This is a genomic window from Variovorax sp. Soil_C_33, assembly GCF_057656935.1.
The window spans coordinates 75492-93199 of the sequence record NZ_JBDGJK010000002.1; the positions used below are offsets into that span (position 1 = coordinate 75492).

22 protein-coding genes and 3 pseudogenes are annotated in these 17708 nt (G+C 68.7%); 14 read left to right on the forward strand and 11 right to left on the reverse strand.

The window, feature by feature from the left end:
• Positions 1-23: 23 nt before the first annotated feature.
• Complete coding sequence (locus AC3A6B_RS03220) at positions 24-512, reverse strand: RidA family protein (protein ID WP_487835323.1); 489 nt, start codon at positions 510-512, stop codon at positions 24-26.
• 204 nt (positions 513-716) lie between these two features.
• Between AC3A6B_RS03220 and AC3A6B_RS03225 the strand changes: the two genes are divergently transcribed.
• A complete protein-coding gene (locus AC3A6B_RS03225) occupies positions 717-929 on the forward strand; it encodes a hypothetical protein (protein WP_487835324.1) in 213 nt (70 codons plus the stop codon).
• A 53-nt stretch (positions 930-982) separates the two neighbouring features.
• Here the strand turns inward: AC3A6B_RS03225 and AC3A6B_RS03230 are convergent, their stop codons facing one another.
• The gene (locus AC3A6B_RS03230; RefSeq protein ID WP_487835325.1) at positions 983-1339 is read right to left on the reverse strand and encodes a hydroxyisourate hydrolase; all 357 of its coding nucleotides are present in this window, start codon (positions 1337-1339) and stop codon (positions 983-985) included.
• Positions 1340-1534: 195 nt separating this feature from the next.
• On the opposite strand from AC3A6B_RS03230, the pseudogene AC3A6B_RS03235 reads away from it, so the two are divergent.
• From AC3A6B_RS03235 to AC3A6B_RS03245, 3 genes and pseudogenes are all read left to right on the forward strand, one after another.
• Positions 1535-1768: pseudogene (locus AC3A6B_RS03235) on the forward strand (LysR family transcriptional regulator); the annotation flags it as partial.
• Positions 1769-1826: 58 nt separating this feature from the next.
• Entirely contained in the window at positions 1827-2162 is a 336-nt protein-coding gene (locus AC3A6B_RS03240; protein ID WP_487835326.1) for a cupin domain-containing protein, read from the forward strand.
• A gap of 137 nt (positions 2163-2299) precedes the next feature.
• Positions 2300-2668 (forward strand): hypothetical protein, encoded by a 369-nt coding sequence (locus AC3A6B_RS03245; RefSeq protein WP_487835327.1) that lies wholly within the window; start codon positions 2300-2302, stop codon positions 2666-2668.
• A 35-nt stretch (positions 2669-2703) separates the two neighbouring features.
• Here the strand turns inward: AC3A6B_RS03245 and AC3A6B_RS03250 are convergent, their stop codons facing one another.
• Positions 2704-2994, reverse strand: coding sequence for a DNA-directed RNA polymerase subunit alpha C-terminal domain-containing protein (locus tag AC3A6B_RS03250; RefSeq protein ID WP_487835328.1), 291 nt, complete (start codon positions 2992-2994; stop codon positions 2704-2706).
• A 302-nt stretch (positions 2995-3296) separates the two neighbouring features.
• Between AC3A6B_RS03250 and AC3A6B_RS03255 the strand changes: the two genes are divergently transcribed.
• The gene (locus tag AC3A6B_RS03255) at positions 3297-3683 is read left to right on the forward strand and encodes a hypothetical protein (protein ID WP_487835329.1); all 387 of its coding nucleotides are present in this window, start codon (positions 3297-3299) and stop codon (positions 3681-3683) included.
• Here AC3A6B_RS03255 and AC3A6B_RS03260 read toward each other — a convergent pair.
• The gene (locus tag AC3A6B_RS03260) at positions 3674-4096 is read right to left on the reverse strand and encodes a VOC family protein (protein ID WP_487835330.1); all 423 of its coding nucleotides are present in this window, start codon (positions 4094-4096) and stop codon (positions 3674-3676) included. The genes AC3A6B_RS03255 and AC3A6B_RS03260 overlap by 10 nt on opposite strands.
• Before the next feature lie 62 nt (positions 4097-4158).
• Complete coding sequence (gcvA, locus tag AC3A6B_RS03265; protein ID WP_487835331.1) at positions 4159-5061, reverse strand: transcriptional regulator GcvA; 903 nt, start codon at positions 5059-5061, stop codon at positions 4159-4161.
• Between the two features lie 115 nt (positions 5062-5176).
• Between gcvA and AC3A6B_RS03270 the strand changes: the two genes are divergently transcribed.
• Genes AC3A6B_RS03270 through leuB form a run of 4 tightly spaced genes read left to right on the forward strand, consistent with a single transcriptional unit; the run spans position 5177 to position 9290 of the window.
• Entirely contained in the window at positions 5177-6157 is a 981-nt protein-coding gene (locus AC3A6B_RS03270; protein ID WP_487835332.1) for a Bug family tripartite tricarboxylate transporter substrate binding protein, read from the forward strand.
• An 18-nt stretch (positions 6158-6175) separates the two neighbouring features.
• Positions 6176-7603 (forward strand): 3-isopropylmalate dehydratase large subunit, encoded by a 1428-nt coding sequence (leuC, locus tag AC3A6B_RS03275; protein WP_487835333.1) that lies wholly within the window; start codon positions 6176-6178, stop codon positions 7601-7603.
• Positions 7604-7605: 2 nt separating this feature from the next.
• Entirely contained in the window at positions 7606-8214 is a 609-nt protein-coding gene (leuD, locus tag AC3A6B_RS03280; RefSeq protein WP_487835334.1) for a 3-isopropylmalate dehydratase small subunit, read from the forward strand.
• Positions 8211-9290 carry a 3-isopropylmalate dehydrogenase gene (leuB, locus tag AC3A6B_RS03285; protein ID WP_487835335.1) on the forward strand — a complete coding sequence of 360 codons (1080 nt, stop codon included), beginning with the start codon at positions 8211-8213 and terminating at the stop codon, positions 9288-9290. Before leuD ends, leuB begins: the two co-directional genes overlap by 4 nt.
• On the opposite strand, the gene AC3A6B_RS03290 is transcribed toward leuB, so the two are convergent.
• Positions 9291-9740 carry a hypothetical protein gene (locus AC3A6B_RS03290; protein ID WP_487835336.1) on the reverse strand — a complete coding sequence of 150 codons (450 nt, stop codon included), beginning with the start codon at positions 9738-9740 and terminating at the stop codon, positions 9291-9293.
• 130 nt (positions 9741-9870) lie between these two features.
• Between AC3A6B_RS03290 and AC3A6B_RS03295 the strand changes: the two genes are divergently transcribed.
• Positions 9871-11433 carry an FAD-dependent monooxygenase gene (locus tag AC3A6B_RS03295; RefSeq protein ID WP_487835337.1) on the forward strand — a complete coding sequence of 521 codons (1563 nt, stop codon included), beginning with the start codon at positions 9871-9873 and terminating at the stop codon, positions 11431-11433.
• Between the two features lie 37 nt (positions 11434-11470).
• On the opposite strand, the gene AC3A6B_RS03300 is transcribed toward AC3A6B_RS03295, so the two are convergent.
• Positions 11471-11845 (reverse strand): helicase SNF2, encoded by a 375-nt coding sequence (locus tag AC3A6B_RS03300; protein ID WP_487835338.1) that lies wholly within the window; start codon positions 11843-11845, stop codon positions 11471-11473.
• A 182-nt stretch (positions 11846-12027) separates the two neighbouring features.
• Here AC3A6B_RS03300 and AC3A6B_RS03305 point away from each other — a divergent pair, with 182 nt between their 5' ends.
• Positions 12028-13308 carry an extracellular catalytic domain type 1 short-chain-length polyhydroxyalkanoate depolymerase gene (locus AC3A6B_RS03305; protein WP_487835339.1) on the forward strand — a complete coding sequence of 427 codons (1281 nt, stop codon included), beginning with the start codon at positions 12028-12030 and terminating at the stop codon, positions 13306-13308.
• A 16-nt stretch (positions 13309-13324) separates the two neighbouring features.
• Here the strand turns inward: AC3A6B_RS03305 and AC3A6B_RS03310 are convergent, their stop codons facing one another.
• Entirely contained in the window at positions 13325-14380 is a 1056-nt protein-coding gene (locus tag AC3A6B_RS03310; RefSeq protein WP_487835340.1) for a pirin family protein, read from the reverse strand.
• 221 nt (positions 14381-14601) lie between these two features.
• Between AC3A6B_RS03310 and AC3A6B_RS03315 the strand changes: the two genes are divergently transcribed.
• A complete protein-coding gene (locus AC3A6B_RS03315; protein ID WP_487835341.1) occupies positions 14602-14928 on the forward strand; it encodes a hypothetical protein in 327 nt (108 codons plus the stop codon).
• A gap of 400 nt (positions 14929-15328) precedes the next feature.
• Positions 15329-15424, forward strand: a pseudogene (locus AC3A6B_RS03320) (ESPR domain-containing protein); the annotation flags it as partial.
• Positions 15425-15473: 49 nt separating this feature from the next.
• Here the strand turns inward: AC3A6B_RS03320 and AC3A6B_RS03325 are convergent.
• The gene (locus tag AC3A6B_RS03325; RefSeq protein ID WP_487835725.1) at positions 15474-15758 is read right to left on the reverse strand and encodes a hypothetical protein; all 285 of its coding nucleotides are present in this window, start codon (positions 15756-15758) and stop codon (positions 15474-15476) included.
• A gap of 77 nt (positions 15759-15835) precedes the next feature.
• On the opposite strand from AC3A6B_RS03325, the pseudogene AC3A6B_RS03330 reads away from it, so the two are divergent.
• Positions 15836-16810: pseudogene (locus AC3A6B_RS03330) on the forward strand (autotransporter domain-containing protein); the annotation flags it as partial.
• Between the two features lie 159 nt (positions 16811-16969).
• On the opposite strand, the gene AC3A6B_RS03335 reads toward AC3A6B_RS03330, so the two are convergent.
• Positions 16970-17200 carry a hypothetical protein gene (locus AC3A6B_RS03335; protein ID WP_487835342.1) on the reverse strand — a complete coding sequence of 77 codons (231 nt, stop codon included), beginning with the start codon at positions 17198-17200 and terminating at the stop codon, positions 16970-16972.
• Positions 17184-17663 (reverse strand): FKBP-type peptidyl-prolyl cis-trans isomerase, encoded by a 480-nt coding sequence (locus AC3A6B_RS03340; protein ID WP_487835343.1) that lies wholly within the window; start codon positions 17661-17663, stop codon positions 17184-17186. The genes AC3A6B_RS03335 and AC3A6B_RS03340 overlap by 17 nt, the downstream gene beginning before the upstream one ends.
• Positions 17664-17708: the final 45 nt, after the last annotated feature.

Sequence of the window (17708 nt, forward strand, 5' to 3'; positions counted from 1 at the left end):
GAGCCGCCGAACGCTCATGCCGACTAGAACTCGTCCCGCGCGGCGACGATCATGTCCAGCTCTACGGCCGCATTCTTCGGCAGGGCGTAGACGCCGACGGAGGTGCGGGTATGCACACCGGCTTCGCCGAAGACACGATGCATGAGGTCCGACGCCGCATCGGCGGTTTCGCTTTGCTGCGTGAAGTCGCCGGTGCATTGCACGTACACGCCGATGCGCAGGATCTTCTCGATCGCATCGAGCGAGCCGAGAGTCTGGCGCAGGATGGCAAGAGCGCGCAGAGCGCAGATCTGCGCGGCTTGGCGTGCCTCGTCGAGCGAGACCTGGTCTCCGACGCGGCCGGTCACCACCACCGTGCTGCCGACGCGCGGCACCTGGCCGCTGATGTAGACGGTGCGGCCATCACGCACGGCGGACGCGTAGTGGCCGCCGACGCGGATCTCGCCCGAGAAGTCGTGGCCAAGTTCGGAGGCGATCTGATCGGCGATCTGGTTGCGGGTCGGTGCTTGCATGGGGCCTCTCTCATGAACAAGGCGCCATCTTCGCCGCGCGGTACCGGGAAGAACAGATACAGACCCTACGAAGCCGATGCGATACAGATCCACGGCGCAGCCGAGGCTTGTTGCTCGTACCAGTGTCCCGCGAAACGCCGGCCGATGCGATGCCTCCACCAAACGGCGGAAGCGAAGGCGTGCGGTGCTCGGCAAAATCGACCGATGGAAACGGAAGACCTGACAGACGAACAACTGGCCGCATCAGCGCACGTTTGGCGCCGAAGAGCATTTCATGGGGAGAAGCACGCGCGCTCCATGGCGTTGCATCTCGAAAGAGAACTCTGCCGCCGAGCAGGCGTGCCCGAGAACGAGTCTGCCGCCTTCGATGACAAGCCGGCGGGCAAGCGCCTCCGCCGCTGGTGGCGCTTTTGGTAGGAAGGGCCGCAGCGGGGCAGGCCGTCGTCACCTGCTGCTGAACGGCTTCGGGCCTATGCGCCGCCGCGGAAGCAGGACAGGCCCCACGGAGTCAGCTTCACGGGCAGGTGGTAATGCTGCGACGCATCGGCCAAGCCGAAGCGGAACACCTGCACGCCCATGAACGCGGGCTCGGGCAGCTTGACGCCTTTGCTGCGGTAGTACTCGGCCACGTGCAGGCGCAGCTCGTACAAGCCGATCTCGAACAAGGACTCGCGGCCTTCGATGCCGTCCACTACACCATTGCTGCGGACCTTGCCCGAGGCCACATCCGTCCATCCTTCGCCCTCGAACCGGGCGACGTCGACCCGCATGCCTTGGGCGACAACGCCGTGGGCTACATCGACGACGTGGATGGAAACGGCCTGCATCTGAAAGCTCCGGAAGTATCGATGGGCGGCAGTATGACGCCATCCCAGTGGCTCACGCAAAGGCATAGGCGGCGACTCGTCTCTACCCACGTCCGGGGATCTGCTTCCCCCTCCGGCCAGCGCTGCACCGCGTCGAGCCGGCTGATCGTGACCGAGGGCATCTACCCGAGGTCGCTCGGCAGCATCATGGCGGCCCATCCTTTGCTGGCCATGCAGTCACGCGTGGCCTTCGCCGATCTGCTGGAGTACACGTGGATCCTGCAGCCCGCGCACAGTCCCATGCGGGATGTGATCGAGCGCGAGTTCCAGGTGCACCACGCGGTGATGCCGCCCGGCCTGATCGAAACCGGCTCGATACTCACGACCAGCGACCGGCCGCTCAGCGTTCCTGCAAGACAGTTCCTGGAGCTGTTGCACAGGAAGCAGTAGCCCAGCCGTGCATGGACCCATCTGGACAGCGCACGCCCACCTTGCCAAACTGCTTCGCATGGCAATCACCCACGCATCATCCGGTCAGGTCGTGAACCTCGGCGCGCTCGACGTGCAGGCGGCGGAGACCTGTGCGCTCCTGAAGGCCGGCGACATCGAGATCATGTGGCTGGTGCTGCCGGCCGGCAAGCAGGTCCCGTCGCACGCCGTCTCGACGTCGATGACCTTGCAGTGCGTGCGCGGAAGGGTCGAGGTGCAGCTCGCCGGCAACGTGAAGCTGCTCGAGGCCGATCAGGTGATGTACCTCGCCGGCGGCGTGCCGCACGGCTTGCACGCGCTGGAAGACACCCGGCTGCTGATGACCATCGTGCTGCCGGCCAGCCGCACCGACTGAGCTGTCTTGGGTCGGCGCGCTGAGGCCCCACGTCGCCCGGCAGCCCGAGATGCTATAGGAGCGCCGGCATCGTGGGAACGTGCGCTTGCATCGTGACGTCAAATGGATGCGCGGCGCTCTGCCGAAGGAGACACGCAATGGATGTGCAGACGATGCTCAAGACGGCGGTGATCCTCCTCGCGCTGACGGGCGCAGGCGGGCTGTTGATGGCCGGTATTCGCTTCATGGGGCGCCCACAACCGCCCAGCTGGTTGGCGATGCTGCATGGTTTGATCGCAGGCAGCGGCCTGACCCTCGCTCTCTACGCCGGCATTGCTTCGGGTGCGCCCCAAGGCGCATGGGCGGGAGTGGGGCTGCTCGTGGTGGCGGCGCTCGGTGGAGTTGTCCTCAACCTGCGCTATCACTTGAAGAGTCTCGCCCTGCCGATCTGGCTTGTTCTGCTGCATGCCGCCATCGCGGCCACCGGGCTTGTGCTTCTGGCAATCGCCGCCTGGACCTGGAAGTAGCGCGCGAGCTCGCATCGTCGATCGAGCAGTGCGGCTCACCGATGCGCAGCGCCGTCGATGGCGCCCGTCTCCCTCATCCCATCCTCCGCAAGCCGCAGCCCGCGACGCTCGACGCTCGAGGCGATCTGCGCCACGGAGCGGCGTCCCAGCCGCGTCATGACAAACAGCCTCCGGGGCGATACGCGCGTCACGTCGCGGACCGTGTGCAGGTCGTGGCGCCGCAGCACGTTGGAGGCTCGCAAGGAGAGGCCGAGGATCGCGATGTCGGCGTCGAGAAGGGTTTCGCTGGACGGTTCTGCTTGTGGCATGGCGGTCAGGTGGGTCACTGAGTTACTTGCCAGTGCACATGCCGTGCCTGCGCCCGTGCGCCCTCATTCCCGGGGGGGGCGTGAAGGCACGGCCGCACCGTGTTGGAAATGCGGACAAATCAATTGCCTGAAATATCGACAGCTGTCTGTTGAGCGAGCAGGGTTGTCCCGGGGGCATGCACATGCGATCCGACCCCTGTGAACTGCGTCACATGCCGCGCGTGCACTGCTTACTCGTGCCAGAGGGGGCGAATCCCTAGATTAACGGCCATGGCGAACCCGATTGCGACACGGGTTCCGATCAACAAGAGGCCGACATCATGCGCAGCTCCTCCTCCATCCAACTCGCCTTCGCCGCTCTCGCGACCTTCGCCATCCTGCTGCCGGGCGCAGCCGTCGCCGAAGAGCGCACCTACCTGACGAAGACCGAGATCGAGGCCAGCCTGCTCGGCAAGACGGTGGTGTCGAAGAACGTCGCGAGCGGAAAGCTTTCCCAGTGGGAATTCCGCGCAGACGGAACGGTGGAAGCCGTGGGCGGGCTCGGCCGGGCCGCGGGCACCTGGAGCATCCGCGACGACGGGCAGACCTGCGTGAAGATGCTCGGACGCACAGGATGCCGCTACTGGTTCCGCCAGGGCAGCGCCTATGCCAACGCGGACACCAACCAGTCCGATGCGCCGGTCGTGGCCGAGGTGCGCTATCTCTGATCCGGCGGCCGCGCCGCATTCGCCATGGGTTCATGGCATGCGACGCAGAGCTTGTTTCCGTCCGGGTCGCGAAAGTAGGCGCCGTAGTAGTTCGGGTGGTACTGTTCTCTGAGCCCGGGCGGTCCTTCGCAGCTTCCCCCGTGTTCCAGCGCTGCCCGATGTGCAGCATGAACCATGGCCCGGTCGGCGGCAGCGAAGGCAAGCATTTGACCGTTTCCGGCCTCATGCGGCTGACCGTCATAGGGCTTGCAGATCACGAAGAACGGCCGGGCCCGCCCCGCGCTGTGCCAGCCCGCCCATGGCTTCTCGCGCTCGCAGAACCGGAGTTCGATGCCCAGGCTGTTCATGACGGCGCTGTAGAACGCCAACGCGCGCTCGAAATCGGTCACGCTCACGAAGACATGGGAAAACACAGAGGCTCCTTGGGGCACTGGCGATGAGGAATGGGAGGCTGCATTCTGACGTGCTGAGCCTGTTAGCAGGCCCTGGACATCGCCCCGGCCTCCTGCACGATCCAGGCTTCGAAGGCCTGCACGCGCTCGGGCAAGGGCCGCTCGCTGTTGTAGGCGAGGTAGTAGGCGCCCGGCGTCTCCACCTGCAGCGCAAACGGCGCCACCAGCCGGCCCGAGGCCAGGTCGTCGCGCACGAAGGCGTGCAGCGCGACCATCACGCCCAGCTGGTCCGCCGCCGCCTGGTAGGCCAGCGCGGCATTCTCGAACTTGAGGCCGCTGTTGCCGTCGATGTGCGGCGCGCCCGCAGCCGCCAGCCAGGCCGGCCAGTCCTTGGGCCGGTTCATCGAGCACAAGAGCACGTGGCGCGCGAGGTCGGCCGGCCGCGCCAGCGGCGGCCCGCGCGTGAGCAGGCCCGGCGCGCAGACCGGCAGCAGCGTCTCGCCGAACAGGCGCCGCACGCCCGCCCCCGCGGGCGGGCTCGGCTCGGAATGGATGCTCACGTCCACCTCCTCGCGCGCGAAGTCGGCGCGCTGGTGCGAGGTGGTGATCTGCACGTCGATGCGCGGATGGAGCGCATGGAAGCGCGCGAGCCGCGGCACCAGCCAGCGGATCGCGAAGGTGGGCGGCAGCTTGATGCGCAGGCAGCGCTCGTCGGGGCTGGCCTGCAACTGGCGCGTGCCGTAGTCGATCTGGTCCAGCGCGGCGCGCACCGTGCCGAAGTACGCCTGCCCCGGCGGCGTGAGCGCGATGCCGTGGCGGCCGCGCTCGAAGAGCTGCACCTTGAGCCAGCCTTCCAGCGTCGCGACATGCCGGCTCACCGCGCCCTGCGTGACGCACAGCTCCTCGGCCGCGCGCGTGAAATTGCCGCAGCGGGCCGCGGCTTCGAAGGCGCGCAAGGCGTTCAGGGGAGGCAGGCGGCGTGACATGGGCGTTGGGATTGAGGCATGAGCTTTGATCATGCCCTGCATGCCTTAATTGTGATTGCTGCACCGGGCTGCGGCAAATAGCATGGCCTCCACTACAAGGACAGGAGACCACGCGATGATGAAGAAAGCGCATGTCTGCATGCTGGCGGCCCTGCTCGCCGCCGCGGGACTCGCGGCCGCCCAGCAGCCAGGCGCCGCCGGCTACCCGAACCAGCCGATCAAGTTGATGGTGCCCTGGCCCGCGGGCGGCGGCGTCGACACCACCGCGCGCATGATCTCGGAGCCGATCGCGCAGAAGCTGGGCCAGCCGATCGTGATTGACAACCGCGGCGGCGCGGGCGGCAACATCGGCACCGAGCTCGCGGCGCGCGCCAAACCCGACGGCTACAACCTGCTGATGGGCTCGATCAGCCCGAACGCGGTCAACATCCATCTCTATTCGAAGCTGGGTTTCGATCCGATCAAGGATTTCGCGCCCATCGTCTACGTCTCGGCCGTGCCCAACATCCTGGTGGTGCCGGCCTCCTCGCCCTTCAAGACGGTCAAGGACGTGATCGACGCGGCGAAGGCCAACCCCGGCAAGCTCAACTACGGCTCGGGCGGCGTCGGCTCCTCGCAGCATCTGGCGGCGGTGCAGTTCATGAGCGCGGCCAAGATCGACATCGTGCACGTGCCCTACAAGGGCACGGCGCCGGCCGAGGCCGATCTGGCGGCGGGCCACATCTCGCTGATGCTCGACACCACCACCTGCCTTCCCTTCGTGGCCAGCGGCCGCATGCGCGCGCTCGCGGTGGCCTCGAAGAAGCGCAACCCCGCGCTGCCCGACGTGCCCACCTTCGACGAGGTGGGGCTGCCCGGCGTCTATGCCTCCTCGTGGTACGGGCTCATGGCGCCGGCCGGCACGCCGCGGCCGATCGTCGACAAGCTCAACGCGCAGGCCAACGAGGTGCTGCAGTCGGCCGACCTCAAGCGGCGCATGGCCGAGTTCGGCGCCGAGATCGGCGGCGGCACGCCCGAGGAGTTCGGCCAGTTCATCGCCTCCGAGATCAAGCGCTACGAGTCGATCGTCAAGCTCTCCGGCGCAAAGCTCGACTGACCTTCCCGCATTTTTTTGATGACATCCATTTCTCTCCCGCGCACCCTCTTCGACAAGATCTGGGCCGAGCACGTCGTGATGCAGCGCGACGACGGCCAGAGCCTGCTCTACGTCGACCGCCATCTGGTGCAGGACGGCTCGGCGCCGGCCTTCCAGATGCTGCGGCAGAAGGGCCTGAAGGTCCGCGCGCCGGAGCGCGCCTTCGCCACGCCCGACCACTATGTGCCCACCGATGCGCGCACGCTCGAGCGCATCGCCGACCCCGAGAAGCGTGCGATGGCGCAGGCGCTCGAAGACGACTGCGCCGCCTCGGGCATCCGCTTCTTCGGCCTCGACGACGAGCGCCAGGGCATCGTGCACGTGGTCGGCCCCGAGCAGGGCCTGAGCCTGCCCGGCCTGCTGATCGTCTGCGGCGACAGCCACACCTCCACGCATGGCGCGCTCGGCGCATTGGCCTTCGGCATCGGCGCCTCGGAAGTGGCGCACGTGCTTGCCACGCAGACGCTGTGGCAGCGCAAGCCGCGCACGCTGCGCGTCAGCGTCGAGGGCCGCCTGGGCGCGGGCGTGACGGCCAAGGACCTCATCCTCGCCGTCATCGGCCGCCTCGGCACCGCCGGCGCCACCGGCCACGTGATCGAGTACGCGGGCGAGGCGATCCGCGCGCTCTCGATGGAAGCGCGCATGACGGTGTGCAACATGTCGATCGAGGCCGGCGCGCGTGCCGGGATGATCGCGCCAGACGACACCACCTTCGCCTGGCTGGCCGGCCGGCCGCATGCGCCGCAGGGCGCCGCCTGGGACCAGGCCGTGGCGCGCTGGCGCCTGCTACCCGGCGATGCCGATGCCCAGCACGACCGCGAGCTCTCGCTGCATGCCGACGACATCGCACCCATGGTCACCTGGGGCACCAGCCCCGAGGACGTGCTGCCCATCTCGGGCCGCGTGCCCGACCCGGCGAGCGCGGGCAGCGGCGAGAAGCGCGAGGCGATGCGCCGTGCCCTCGCCTACATGGGCCTGCAGGCCGGCCAGCCCTTGACCGGGATCGCGGTGCAGCGCGTGTTCATCGGCTCCTGCACCAACGGCCGCATCGAAGACCTGCGCAGCGCCGCCGCCGTGGCGCGCGGGCGCCATGTGGCCGAGGGCGTCGAGGCGTGGGTGGTGCCCGGCTCGGGGCTGGTCAAACGCCAGGCCGAGGCCGAGGGGCTGGACGCGGTGTTCCGCGCGGCCGGCTTCCAGTGGCGCTACGCGGGCTGCTCGATGTGCCTGGGCACCAACGGCGACCAGGTGCCAGCGGGCCAGCGCTGCGCCTCCACGTCCAACCGCAACTTCGTCGGCCGCCAGGGGCCGGGCGCACGCACGCACCTGATGAGCCCGGCCATGGCTGCGGCGGCTGCCGTGACCGGCCGGCTTGCCGACGTGCGCGGCCTGATGCACGAAGAGCATTGAGCATGGAAGCCTTCACCCGGCTCGATGCCGTGGCCGCGCCGCTCGCGCGCATCAACATCGACACCGACCAGATCGTGCCCGCGCTCTACCTGCAGAAGCCGCGCTCGGCGAATTTCGGCGACTTCCTGTTCCGCGACGTGCGGCACGATGCGCAAGGCGCACCGAGATCCGACTTCCCTCTCAACGATCCCGCCTATGCCGGGGCCCGCATCCTCGTGGCCGGCCGCAACTTCGGCTGCGGCTCCTCGCGCGAGCATGCGGTGTGGGCGCTCGTCGACGGCGGCTTCCGCGCCGTGATCGCGCCCAGCTTCGGCGACATCTTTTTTTCCAACGCGCTCAAGAACGGCCTGCTGCCGGTGCGCCTGGCCGAAGCGCTGGTCGACAACCTGCTGGCGGCGCTGCAGGCCAGGCCCGGCGCGCGTCTTGCCATCGACCTCGCCGCGCAATGCGTGACGGCGCCGAACGGCAGCCGCGCTTCATTCGAGATCGACCCCTTCGCGCGCCATTGCCTGCTCGAAGGCCTCGACGAGCTCGACTACACGCTGACGCAGACCGCGCGCATCGAGGCCTTCGAGCGTTCCCTTCCCTCCATGAAAGTGTCCCCAAGATGAAGATCGCAGTGATGCCCGGCGACGGCATTGGCCCCGAGGTGACGGCCCAGGCCGTCAAGGTATTGAGGGCCGTGCTCGGCCCGGCGCAGGCCGTGGAACTGGTGGAGGTGCCCATCGGCCAGGCCGGCATCGACAGCGCCGGCGACCCGCTGCCCGCCGCCACCAGCGAGATCGCGCGCAAGGCCGACGCCATCCTGTTCGGCTCGGCCGGCATGCCCGGCGACGAGGCCATTCCCTTTGCCATGCGGCCGGGCGCGAGCCTCTTGCGGCTGCGCAAGGAGCTCGGCCTGTTCGCCAATTTCCGTCCCGCCTTCCTGTTCCCCGAGCTGGTCGGCGCGTCCACGCTCAAGCCCGAGATCGTCGAAGGCCTGGACCTGATGATCCTGCGTGAGCTCACCGGCGACGTCTACTTCGGCGAGCCGCGCGGCAGCGGCACCAATGCCCGTGGCGAACGCGAGGCCTTCAACACCATGCGCTATTCGGAGCCCGAAGTGGAGCGCATCGCGCACGTCGCCTTCCGCACCGCGCGGGCGCGGCGGCGCAAGCTGTGCTCGGTCGACAAGGCCAACGTGCTGGAGGTGATGCAGCTCTGGCGCGACGTGGTCACGCGCGTGGGCACCGAGTATCCGGATGTCGAGCTCGCGCATCTCTTCGTCGACGCGGCCGCGATGCAGCTGATGCGCGCACCGAAACAGTTCGACGTGATCGTCACCGGCAACATCTTCGGCGACATCCTCTCGGACGCGGCCGCCATGCTCACCGGCTCCATCGGCATGCTGCCCTCGGCCTCGATGGCCGCCGGCACCAAGGGCCTCTACGAGCCGGTGCACGGCACGGCGCCCGACATCGCGGGAAAGGACCTCGCGAACCCGCTCGCGTCCATTCTCTCGATGGCGATGATGCTGCGCTATTCCTTCGGCCTCGCCGAGCAGGCCGGCCGCGTCGAACGCGCGGTGCGCGCGGTGCTGGCTGAGGGCCTGCGCACCGGCGATATCTTCCAGCCGGGCTGCACGCGCGTGGGCACGCGCGACATGGGCGAGGCGGTGGTGGCGGCGCTGCGGCGCGCGGCCGGCTGACTACGGCAGCTTCGCCTTCAGCTGCCTGTAGGCGTTCGGGTCTTCGCGCCTGAGCGCGTCGAGTTCCTTCTGCAGCCGCTCGACGCGCGGCTGCCGCGCGCTCTGCTTGATGCGCTCGACATCGCGCGCAAGGGACTCGAATTCGGCGATGCGCGCATCCGCCCTCGCCGCGGCCGGCAGACGTTCGGCCAGGGCGCAGACCGCGTCCATCAGCCGGCCGATCTGGCGGCCGTAGCTGTGCTGCTGGAGTACGTCGCGCTCGATGTCGGGCGCCGACGAGTTGTTGTTCGTCACGCTCACCAGCGACCAGCCGGAGTTGATCGGCTGGCTGAGCTGCTGCGGCGCCACGGCCGGCCATGACCACTGCTGCAAGGGCCAGTTCCACCACGAGGAGCGCTCCGCGCCGAAGTCCACGGTGCCGCTGCCATCCGACCTTGCTGCCGTTGCCATACCACCTCCTGCCGAACGCGTGTCGCGCGGTGCGGATCGTAGCGCGCCGCCGGCCAGTTGCGCGATGACGACCTTCGGGTGCTCAATGGCTACCTTGCACGATGAACCCCGAACAAACGAGGAGACGGCCATGGATTGCGATGTCCTGATCGTCGGCGCCGGCCCCACCGGCCTGATGCTTGCCAACCAGCTCGGCCGGCGCGGCGTTCACACCCTGATCATCGACCGGCATGCCGGCCCGTCGCGCGAGACGCGCGCCCTCGGCGTGCAGGCGCGCACGCTGGAGATCTACGCCCAGCTCGGCATCATCGAGCGCGCGCTCGAACTCGGCAAGCGCGGCACCGGCGCCAACATGTGGGCCGAGGGCCGGAAGATGGCGCGCGTTCCCCTGGGCGAGGCCGGCAGGCGCGTGACGCCCTATCCGTACATCCTGATCCTCGGCCAGGACGACAACGAACGGATCATGGGCGACCGGTTGCGCGACTGGGGCCTGGCGGTGCACTGGAACACCGAGATGATCGAGCTCGCGCAGGAGCCCGGCCATGTGACCGCGACGCTGCGAACTGCCGGCGGCACGATCCGCCGCGTCGACGCTGCGTGGGTGGCCGGCTGCGACGGAGCGCGCAGCGCGGTGCGCGAGATGAACCGCATCGACTTCCCCGGCGCGCCCTACGAACACGTGTTCTTCGTCGCCGACGTGGAGATGACCGGCGGCATGGTCCCCGACGAGCTCAACGTGTATCTGTGGAAGAAGGGCTTCCACCTGCTCTTCCCGATGCGCGGCAAGGACCATTGGCGCATCGTCGGCATCCTGCCGGCCGAGCTGCGCGGCAAGGAGGGCGTGCGCTTCGAGGACGTGATTCCTTCGCTGCACGCCGAGGCGGGCGCCGGCCTGTCCTTCAAGGGGTGCAGCTGGTTTTCCACCTACCGCATCCATCATCGCTGCGCGTCGCGCTTTCGGAAAGGCCGCTGCTTCGTGCTCGGCGACGCGGCCCACATCCACAGTCCGGTGGGCGCGCAGGGCATGAACACCGGCCTGCAGGATGCCTACAACCTGGCATGGAAGCTCGCGCTGGTGGCCGAGGGTGAGGCCGGCGACACGCTGCTCGACTCCTACGAGGCCGAGCGCCTCCCCGTCGCGCGGCGCCTGCTCGAGACGACCGACCGCGGCTTCCGGGTGGTGGTTTCCGACGCCCCGTTCGCCGGCCTGCTGCGCACGCGGGTACTGGCCCGGCTCGCCGCCTTCGCGATGGGACGCGAGCGCGTACAGAAGCTCGCCTTCCGCACCGTGTCGCAGACCGGCATCCACTACCGCGCGGGTCCGCTGGCGACATCGTCGGCAGAGCTGCCGGCCGAGGCGCCGCAGGCCGGCGACCGCTTTCCGTGGCTGCAGATGCGCCTGGATGCGGAGGGGCCCGTCGAGGACCTGTTCGAAAGGCTGGAAGACACGCACTTCCACCTGATCGCGTTCGGGCAGGCCCTGCCGTCGGAGCCGCTGCCGGCCTTCGGCAATCTGCTGCACGTCCACGCGATGCCGGCGGGCGCCGCCAACGATGCGGAGCTGGAGCGCCACAAGATTCCGCTGCCCGCGTTCTATCTGGTGCGGCCCGACGGCTACATCGGGCTCTGCGGCGGCCGCCTGGAGGCTGCCGCCCTGGCGCGCTACGCCGCGGAGCGGCTGCATCTCGGCTGACGGCCCTGCTCTGAGGCGAGCCCGTAGCGCTCTCGCCTCAGAGCGCGAGACGATCGCCGTGCGCTGCGGCTCGCGCCTGGACGCGCACGCTGGAGCGGTCGACGGTCGAATCGACCCGCGTCACGCCCTGGCCGTAGCCTTCCGCGTAAGGGTTTGCGCTGCGCGCAGCGGCCACGCCTTGCGAGCGAACGGATGCACGGTCAACCGAATTGGCGACGCTGACGACGCCTTGCCCGGCGACTTCGCCGAACTGGTCGCCGCTGCGTGCGGCGGCCGCGCCTTCGACGCGCGCGGCATCGCGGCTCTTCGTCGAGCTGACCTTGGAAACGCCGTCGTACGTCTCTGCATTGACGCCGGCGGCAGCGAGGATCGCAAGCGCAAAACCGGAAAGGAGCTTGGAGGCGGTGTTCATTTGTCGGATTCCTTCAGAGGGGTTGATCGGTGGGTTTGTGGGATGAAGTTTGCGTCTGCAGATGCCGTTGTGGATGTGCCTTTTCGCACCTCGGCGTTCATGTCGCAGAAACAATGGGAGCTCTCCATCGCTGGCGCGCTGGTGAGAAGATCGGCCCCGCCCTCAGCCAAAGGACGGTGCACATGGCCTACCTGCCCCCGACACGTTGGCTCGCCATCCTCCTGTTGGCGCTGCTCGAACTCGCCAGCCTGCCCGCGCAGGCCGGCACCACCAGCGCCTTCACGCTGAGCCCGCAAGGCCATTCGGGCTCGCGCGAGCGGCAGTACAAGGTCTACGTGCCCGACGGCCTCACGGCCCCGGCGCCGATGGTGATGGCGCTGCACGGCTGCCAGCAGACGCACGACGACGTGCTGCGCGACTGGGGCCTCACGGCGGCGGCCGACCGCCATCGCTTCATCCTCGTCGCGCCCTTCATCACCAGTTACGACGGCCTGCGCAACACCAACTGCTGGGGCTTCTGGCTCGACCAGCACCGCCACCAGGGCCGCGGCGAGCCCGAAGACCTGCACCAGATCGCGCGGCAGGTCGAATCGCGCTTCGGCATCGACCCGAAGCGGCGCTACGTCACCGGCCTCTCCGCCGGCGGCGCGATGGCGGTGGTGCTCTCGGTCACCCACAACGAGTACTTCGCGGCCGCGGCCAGCGCGTCGGGCCTGCCCTACGGCGAAGATGCGGCCTCGGTGTCCTTCTCGGGCTGCCCCGGCAGCGCCACCTTTCATGCGGTGAGCCAGGTGGTCGCCGACATGCAGCGCGAGCGCAATGCGAGCTACCCGATCCCGCTGATGGTGTTGCAGAACAACCAGGACTGCACCGTGATCCAGCCGGCCGGCCGCAACCTGCGCGATGCGCAGCTGCTGCTCAATGGCGACGCGTCGCACAACAGCCCCGCGGAAGCGCAGGCGCAGCAGCGTGCCTGCACCCCGGCCAACGGCCCCGGCTACAACTGCCAGCAGGTCTTCTACACCGTCGACGCCCAGCCGGGCAGCCGCTCGCTGGTCGAGACCGTGTTCTACAACGGCCCCACGGCCACGCCCGACCCCGGCGACACCGACCACGGCCACTACTGGATCGGCGGCCAGGACGGCCGCGACGGCCGATGGGCCTTGCAGCGCGGGCCGAGCTATCCCGACATCGTCTGGGACTTCTTCTCGCGCCATGCGGCCGACACCAGCGGGCCGCCGCCACCGCCGCCGCCGCCCGCGGGCTGCAACACGGTGAACGCCGCGCCGGGCGCCCACGTCGCGGCGGGCCGCGCGGTCGCGGGCGGGCTCTTCGGCCTGCGCGCGATCTCGAGCGGCGACATGGGCGACATCGGCTTCGCCTGGGACTTCTTCTTCACCCGCGTCGACCTGCACCAGGGCGCAGGCGGGCGCTGGTTCGTGCAGCCGCCGGCCGGGTGCTAAGGCCTGTCAACAGGCCCTAACTCGGCTTCTCTTCGCGCCCGTCCGGATGCCGCGCAAAGCGCGCCGCGTCGCGCCCGTGCACCGGCGCCATGTCGGGCCAGGGCCAGCCGCCGAACTGCGTGCGGCGGTAATCGGCCATGGCCTGCGCGATCTCGGTCTGCGTGTTCATCACGAAGGGGCCGTACTGCGCCACCGGCTCGCCGATCGGGCGGCCCTGCAGCAGCAGGAACTCGCTCGGCTCGTCGCCGTTGACCAGCTCCGCCTTGGCGTCGGCGCGCAGCTCGATGGCGGCGTGGTTCCCGATCTTCTGGCCCGCCACGCTAACCGACGCGCCCTTGAAGAAATACAGGCTGCGCCGCGTGCCCTCGCCGGCCGCGGCCGGCAGCATCCAGCAGGCATGGGGTTCCATGCGAATGGTCCAGATCGCAAGGTCCGCATCGGGGTGCGCGGCCCACGAGTCGGGCGGCGGCGCCAGCGGGCCGCCGTCGTCGGGCTCGCCGTCCACCGGCCCGATGCGACCCGCGACGACCGAAACCTCGGTCGCATGGCCGTCGGCATCCATCGCGGTGAAGCGCGGAATGTCCTCGGCCCAGAACATCGTGAAATGCGGCTCGGCCATCTTGCTGCGCGCCGGCAGGTTGAGCCAGATCTGGAACAGCTCGAGCGGATTGGGCGCAGAAGCATCGAGCAGCGGGAACATCTCCGAATGCACGATGCCCTTGCCGGCCGTGAGCCACTGCACGTCGCCGCCGCCGAAGCGCGCGGTCGCGCCCAGCGAATCGGAGTGATCGATCAGCCCCTTGCGCACGATGGTCACCGTCTCGAAGCCGCGGTGCGGATGTCCCGGAAAGCCCGGCACCGGATTGCCGTGGTACATGCTCCAGCCGTCCTTGCGGCTGAAGTCCTGGCCCAGGTCGCGCCCGGCCAGTGGGGCGTCGGGCCCCATCTGCGCGTTGGCCTTGGGGTAGGCGTCGTCGTGGTAGACGCAGAAGAGAAACGGGTCGATGGTTTCCCAGGGGAAGCCCAGGGCCTTGATCTGGACGATGGGGCTGGCGGCGACGGTGGAGGTCATGGCGTGCGTGCTTTCTTGCGAGGCGCTCATTCTGTTCGGGTGCGAGAAGAGCGAAACCTCGCACATGGGGGCCCCATCCTGTTCCTGAAGTGCGGCCGGTGGAACGCAGTCGCACCGCCCGCGGAACAACAGAAGGGGAAAGGCCGGGCTGTTTGTTGGATGGGCGCCACGCCGATCCGTTCACAATTCGCGCGCCGCCATCGATCCCCATCAACAACTGCATGAACACCGAACAGCAACTGCAGCACAGCTATTTCGAGAAGCGCGAGCGGCCCGCAGGAGGGGCCGCTGCCGTGCAGCGTGCCGAAGTGACGCTGCCGAGCTCGGCTGCCGCCCAGCGCAAGGCGCGCGGCCCCGTGATGGGCTTCGCTGTTCCCTTCCTCGCCGTGATGGGCCACTACGCCCTCGGCATCTGCACCTTCGCGCTGATGGCTGCGTCCAGCGTGCCCGGAGGCGGCGAGGTGTCGCAGTTCATCTGGTGTGCCGCCGAGAGCACCGGCCCCTTCGCCCTGGCCGCCGCGCTGGCAGCCGGTCGCTGGTGGGTCTGACAACGGCCGCTTCGCGCCCCGCTCGAAACAGCCGCGCGACGGCATCCTGAAACCCTTGCCGGCGCCGGCGCCGGCGCCGGCGAAGCGCGTCTGACGCCGGCTTTCGCCTGATCTCCTGGCGCCCAGGCCGGCGCCTTGGGCGGCGCTCGCGTCGCCGAGTGCCTGGTTTCATCCTACCCTCCGTGCCTTCGTTGAAGGGGCGCGTTCCATCCTCCGTAATGTGAAAAATCTCACGAATGCTCGTGGGATGGGCCTTGACTGCTATCCAAACCATAGCAATTCGCCGCCAGGTCACGGTTCTGTAACCGATTGTGTGAACTTCTTCCTTAGAAATTGAATACCTCAGTACTAAAGTCAAAAGTATTCAATTACCGCTTCGGCGGGGGATGGAGGAGACGATATGAACCGCGTTTTCAGGATCATCTGGAATGCCGCCAAGGGTCTTTGGGCCGTGGCCTCGGAGCTGGCAACAGGCGTCGGCAAGGCGGCGGCGACCGGCACCCCGGTTGCCGATTTGCGACTCCAAGCGCCGGAGTTCAGCGGGGTCAAGGAACTCCAGGCTTGTGCGGCGGCGGCGCTCCTCGCCTTCGCAGGTACCGCGTCGGCGGGGAACTGCGGCAACGACAAGGATGTCGGCAAAGCCACGTGCTCGGCACCCGCACCTGCGCCGGCACCTGCGCCGGCACCTGCGCCGGCACCTGCGCCTGCACCTGCGCCTGCGCCTGCGCCTGCACCTGCACCTGCACCTGCACCTGCGCCTGCACCTGCGCCTGCGCCTGCACCTGCACCTGCACCAGCACCGGCACCGGCACCGGCACCGGCACCGGCACCTTCGGCAGCAGCCCCAGCGGCGCCCGCCGAAGGAGAAGGGGCCAAGAGCCCCGAAACGGCAGCGGCGGCGAGCGAGCCGGCGGCCGCAGAGCCCGACACGAAGGCCATCGCGCCCGCCCCCGCCGCATCCGCCTATCGGAACGAAATGCCGCTCTTCTCCGCCCTCCCGGCGCAGTTCCGCCAGGCGGACCTCGCGATGCTGGGCGGCCTGAACCGCCGCGCCGGCGATTCGGGTCCCAACCGCGATCTCTGGGTGCATGCCGTGTACACCGACCTCGACATCCGCCAGCACGGCAGCGTCGCCCCGCACAGCCGGGGCCAGGTGAGCGGCCTGCAGGCAGGCGCCGACCTTCTGACCGGCAACAACTGGCGCGCCGGCCTCTACGTCGGCTCGCTGGACGGGGGCGTCGACGTGGACGGCACCTTCGGCAGAGCCGGCAACACCGATCTCCAGTCGCGCTACCTCGGCGGCTATGCCAACTGGCGCGATGCGAGCGGCTGGTACGTCGAGGCCGTGCTGCAAGCGGGCCGCCACCGCTACAGCGTGCGCCCCGACGGCGGTCTCGCGGTGTCGGGCAAGGCGCGCAGCTTCTCGGCATCGATAGAAGCCGGCAAGTCCTTCGCCCTGACCGAGCGCTGGAGCATCGAGCCGCAGGCACAGCTCATCCGCCAGAGAACGCGTTTCGACGACGTGTCGATCGCCGGCGCGCTGATCCACCAGGACACCGACGCAGGCTGGATCGGCCGGCTGGGCGTGCGCATCAAGGGCGATATCCCCACCGGCGCGGGCCGGCTGCAGCCCTATGCGCGCGTCAGCGTCTACCGTGCCAGTTCAGGCACCGACGTGGCGACCTTCGTCGGCACTGCCGGCAGCACTGTCATCTCGGGTGCGAGCGGCTACACCGCGACCGAAGTGGCGGCCGGCCTTTCGCTCGCGTTGACACCCGCCACCACCGTGTACGGCGAGCTCGGGCGTATCTCCAGCGCCGGCGGCGACGCCCGGGTCAAATCGTCGGTCCAGGGCACCATCGGCCTGCGCGTGAGCTTCTAGAGCGAGGCTGTCGTCCAGCACACGCAGAAGGTGCGCTGGCAGCCGGGCGCTGGTCGGTCCGACACGAAGCCAGGACGGCCGCCCGTGCTGACCACGGCGGCTTCCTACAGGCCGGGCGCGGCCGAGGGCTACCTTGCAATCAGTCGCAGCTGCAAGGAGTCACGCCATGCCCATCGCCATCCCACCCCCCGACATCGACCCCACAGTCATGCCGCGCGTGAGCACGCAGCCGACGGAGGCAGAAACGATGGAGAACGGCATTGCGGCAGCGGATGAAGCTGCGAGCGCCGGGACGTCGCCGAGCCGCGAGAGCATGGCGGCGGGCTTGTCGAAGCTTTGGATCGATAGGAATCCGAGGGCGCGATAGCGCCACTCAGTGATGGTGCCCATGCTCGCCATGCACATGGCGATGGGCAATCTCCTCCTCGGTCGCAGCGCGCACGCCGGTCACCGTCGCGCTGAACTTGAGCGCCTTGCCCGCGAGCGGATGGTTGCCGTCGAGGATCACCTGCGGGCCCTTGATCTTCATCACGGTGAAGACCTGCGGCTCCCCGTTGTCGTTGCGGCCCTCGAGCTGGCCGCCCACCTTGACGCCCGGCGGGAAGTCGGCTTTCGAGATCGTGCGCACCAATGATTCGTCGCGCTCGCCGAAGGCGTCCTCGGGCTGCAGATCCAGCGTGGTCTGGAAGCCGGCCTCCTTGCCTTCCAGCGCCGCCTCGACCTTGGGGAAGGTGTTGTTGTAGCCACCATGCAGATAGACCATGGGGTCGCGGCTCTCTTCAATGAGCTTGTGGGTGGCGGCGTCGGCGACTTTGTAGCGGAGGGTGACGACGGAGTCTTTCTGGATTTTCATGAGAGGTTTGTGCTGCGGGCTGAGTGCAAGGTGGGCGGATTTTCG

Excerpts from the sequence above, each read along its gene's own strand:
- AC3A6B_RS03220 (WP_487835323.1), bottom strand. The coding sequence starts at position 512 with ATGCAAGCACCGACCCGCAACCAGATCGCCGATCAGATCGCCTCCGAA.
- AC3A6B_RS03225 (WP_487835324.1), top strand. The coding sequence starts at position 717 with ATGGAAACGGAAGACCTGACAGACGAACAACTGGCCGCATCAGCGCAC.
- AC3A6B_RS03230 (WP_487835325.1), bottom strand. The coding sequence starts at position 1,339 with ATGCAGGCCGTTTCCATCCACGTCGTCGATGTAGCCCACGGCGTTGTC.
- AC3A6B_RS03240 (WP_487835326.1), top strand. The coding sequence starts at position 1,827 with ATGGCAATCACCCACGCATCATCCGGTCAGGTCGTGAACCTCGGCGCG.
- AC3A6B_RS03245 (WP_487835327.1), top strand. The coding sequence starts at position 2,300 with ATGGATGTGCAGACGATGCTCAAGACGGCGGTGATCCTCCTCGCGCTG.
- AC3A6B_RS03255 (WP_487835329.1), top strand. The coding sequence starts at position 3,297 with ATGCGCAGCTCCTCCTCCATCCAACTCGCCTTCGCCGCTCTCGCGACC.
- gcvA (WP_487835331.1), bottom strand. The coding sequence starts at position 5,061 with ATGTCACGCCGCCTGCCTCCCCTGAACGCCTTGCGCGCCTTCGAAGCC.
- AC3A6B_RS03270 (WP_487835332.1), top strand. The coding sequence starts at position 5,177 with ATGATGAAGAAAGCGCATGTCTGCATGCTGGCGGCCCTGCTCGCCGCC.
- leuC (WP_487835333.1), top strand. The coding sequence starts at position 6,176 with ATGACATCCATTTCTCTCCCGCGCACCCTCTTCGACAAGATCTGGGCC.
- leuD (WP_487835334.1), top strand. The coding sequence starts at position 7,606 with ATGGAAGCCTTCACCCGGCTCGATGCCGTGGCCGCGCCGCTCGCGCGC.
- leuB (WP_487835335.1), top strand. The coding sequence starts at position 8,211 with ATGAAGATCGCAGTGATGCCCGGCGACGGCATTGGCCCCGAGGTGACG.
- AC3A6B_RS03290 (WP_487835336.1), bottom strand. The coding sequence starts at position 9,740 with ATGGCAACGGCAGCAAGGTCGGATGGCAGCGGCACCGTGGACTTCGGC.
- AC3A6B_RS03295 (WP_487835337.1), top strand. The coding sequence starts at position 9,871 with ATGGATTGCGATGTCCTGATCGTCGGCGCCGGCCCCACCGGCCTGATG.
- AC3A6B_RS03300 (WP_487835338.1), bottom strand. The coding sequence starts at position 11,845 with ATGAACACCGCCTCCAAGCTCCTTTCCGGTTTTGCGCTTGCGATCCTC.
- AC3A6B_RS03305 (WP_487835339.1), top strand. The coding sequence starts at position 12,028 with ATGGCCTACCTGCCCCCGACACGTTGGCTCGCCATCCTCCTGTTGGCG.
- AC3A6B_RS03310 (WP_487835340.1), bottom strand. The coding sequence starts at position 14,380 with ATGACCTCCACCGTCGCCGCCAGCCCCATCGTCCAGATCAAGGCCCTG.
- AC3A6B_RS03315 (WP_487835341.1), top strand. The coding sequence starts at position 14,602 with ATGAACACCGAACAGCAACTGCAGCACAGCTATTTCGAGAAGCGCGAG.
- AC3A6B_RS03335 (WP_487835342.1), bottom strand. The coding sequence starts at position 17,200 with ATGGGCACCATCACTGAGTGGCGCTATCGCGCCCTCGGATTCCTATCG.
- AC3A6B_RS03340 (WP_487835343.1), bottom strand. The coding sequence starts at position 17,663 with ATGAAAATCCAGAAAGACTCCGTCGTCACCCTCCGCTACAAAGTCGCC.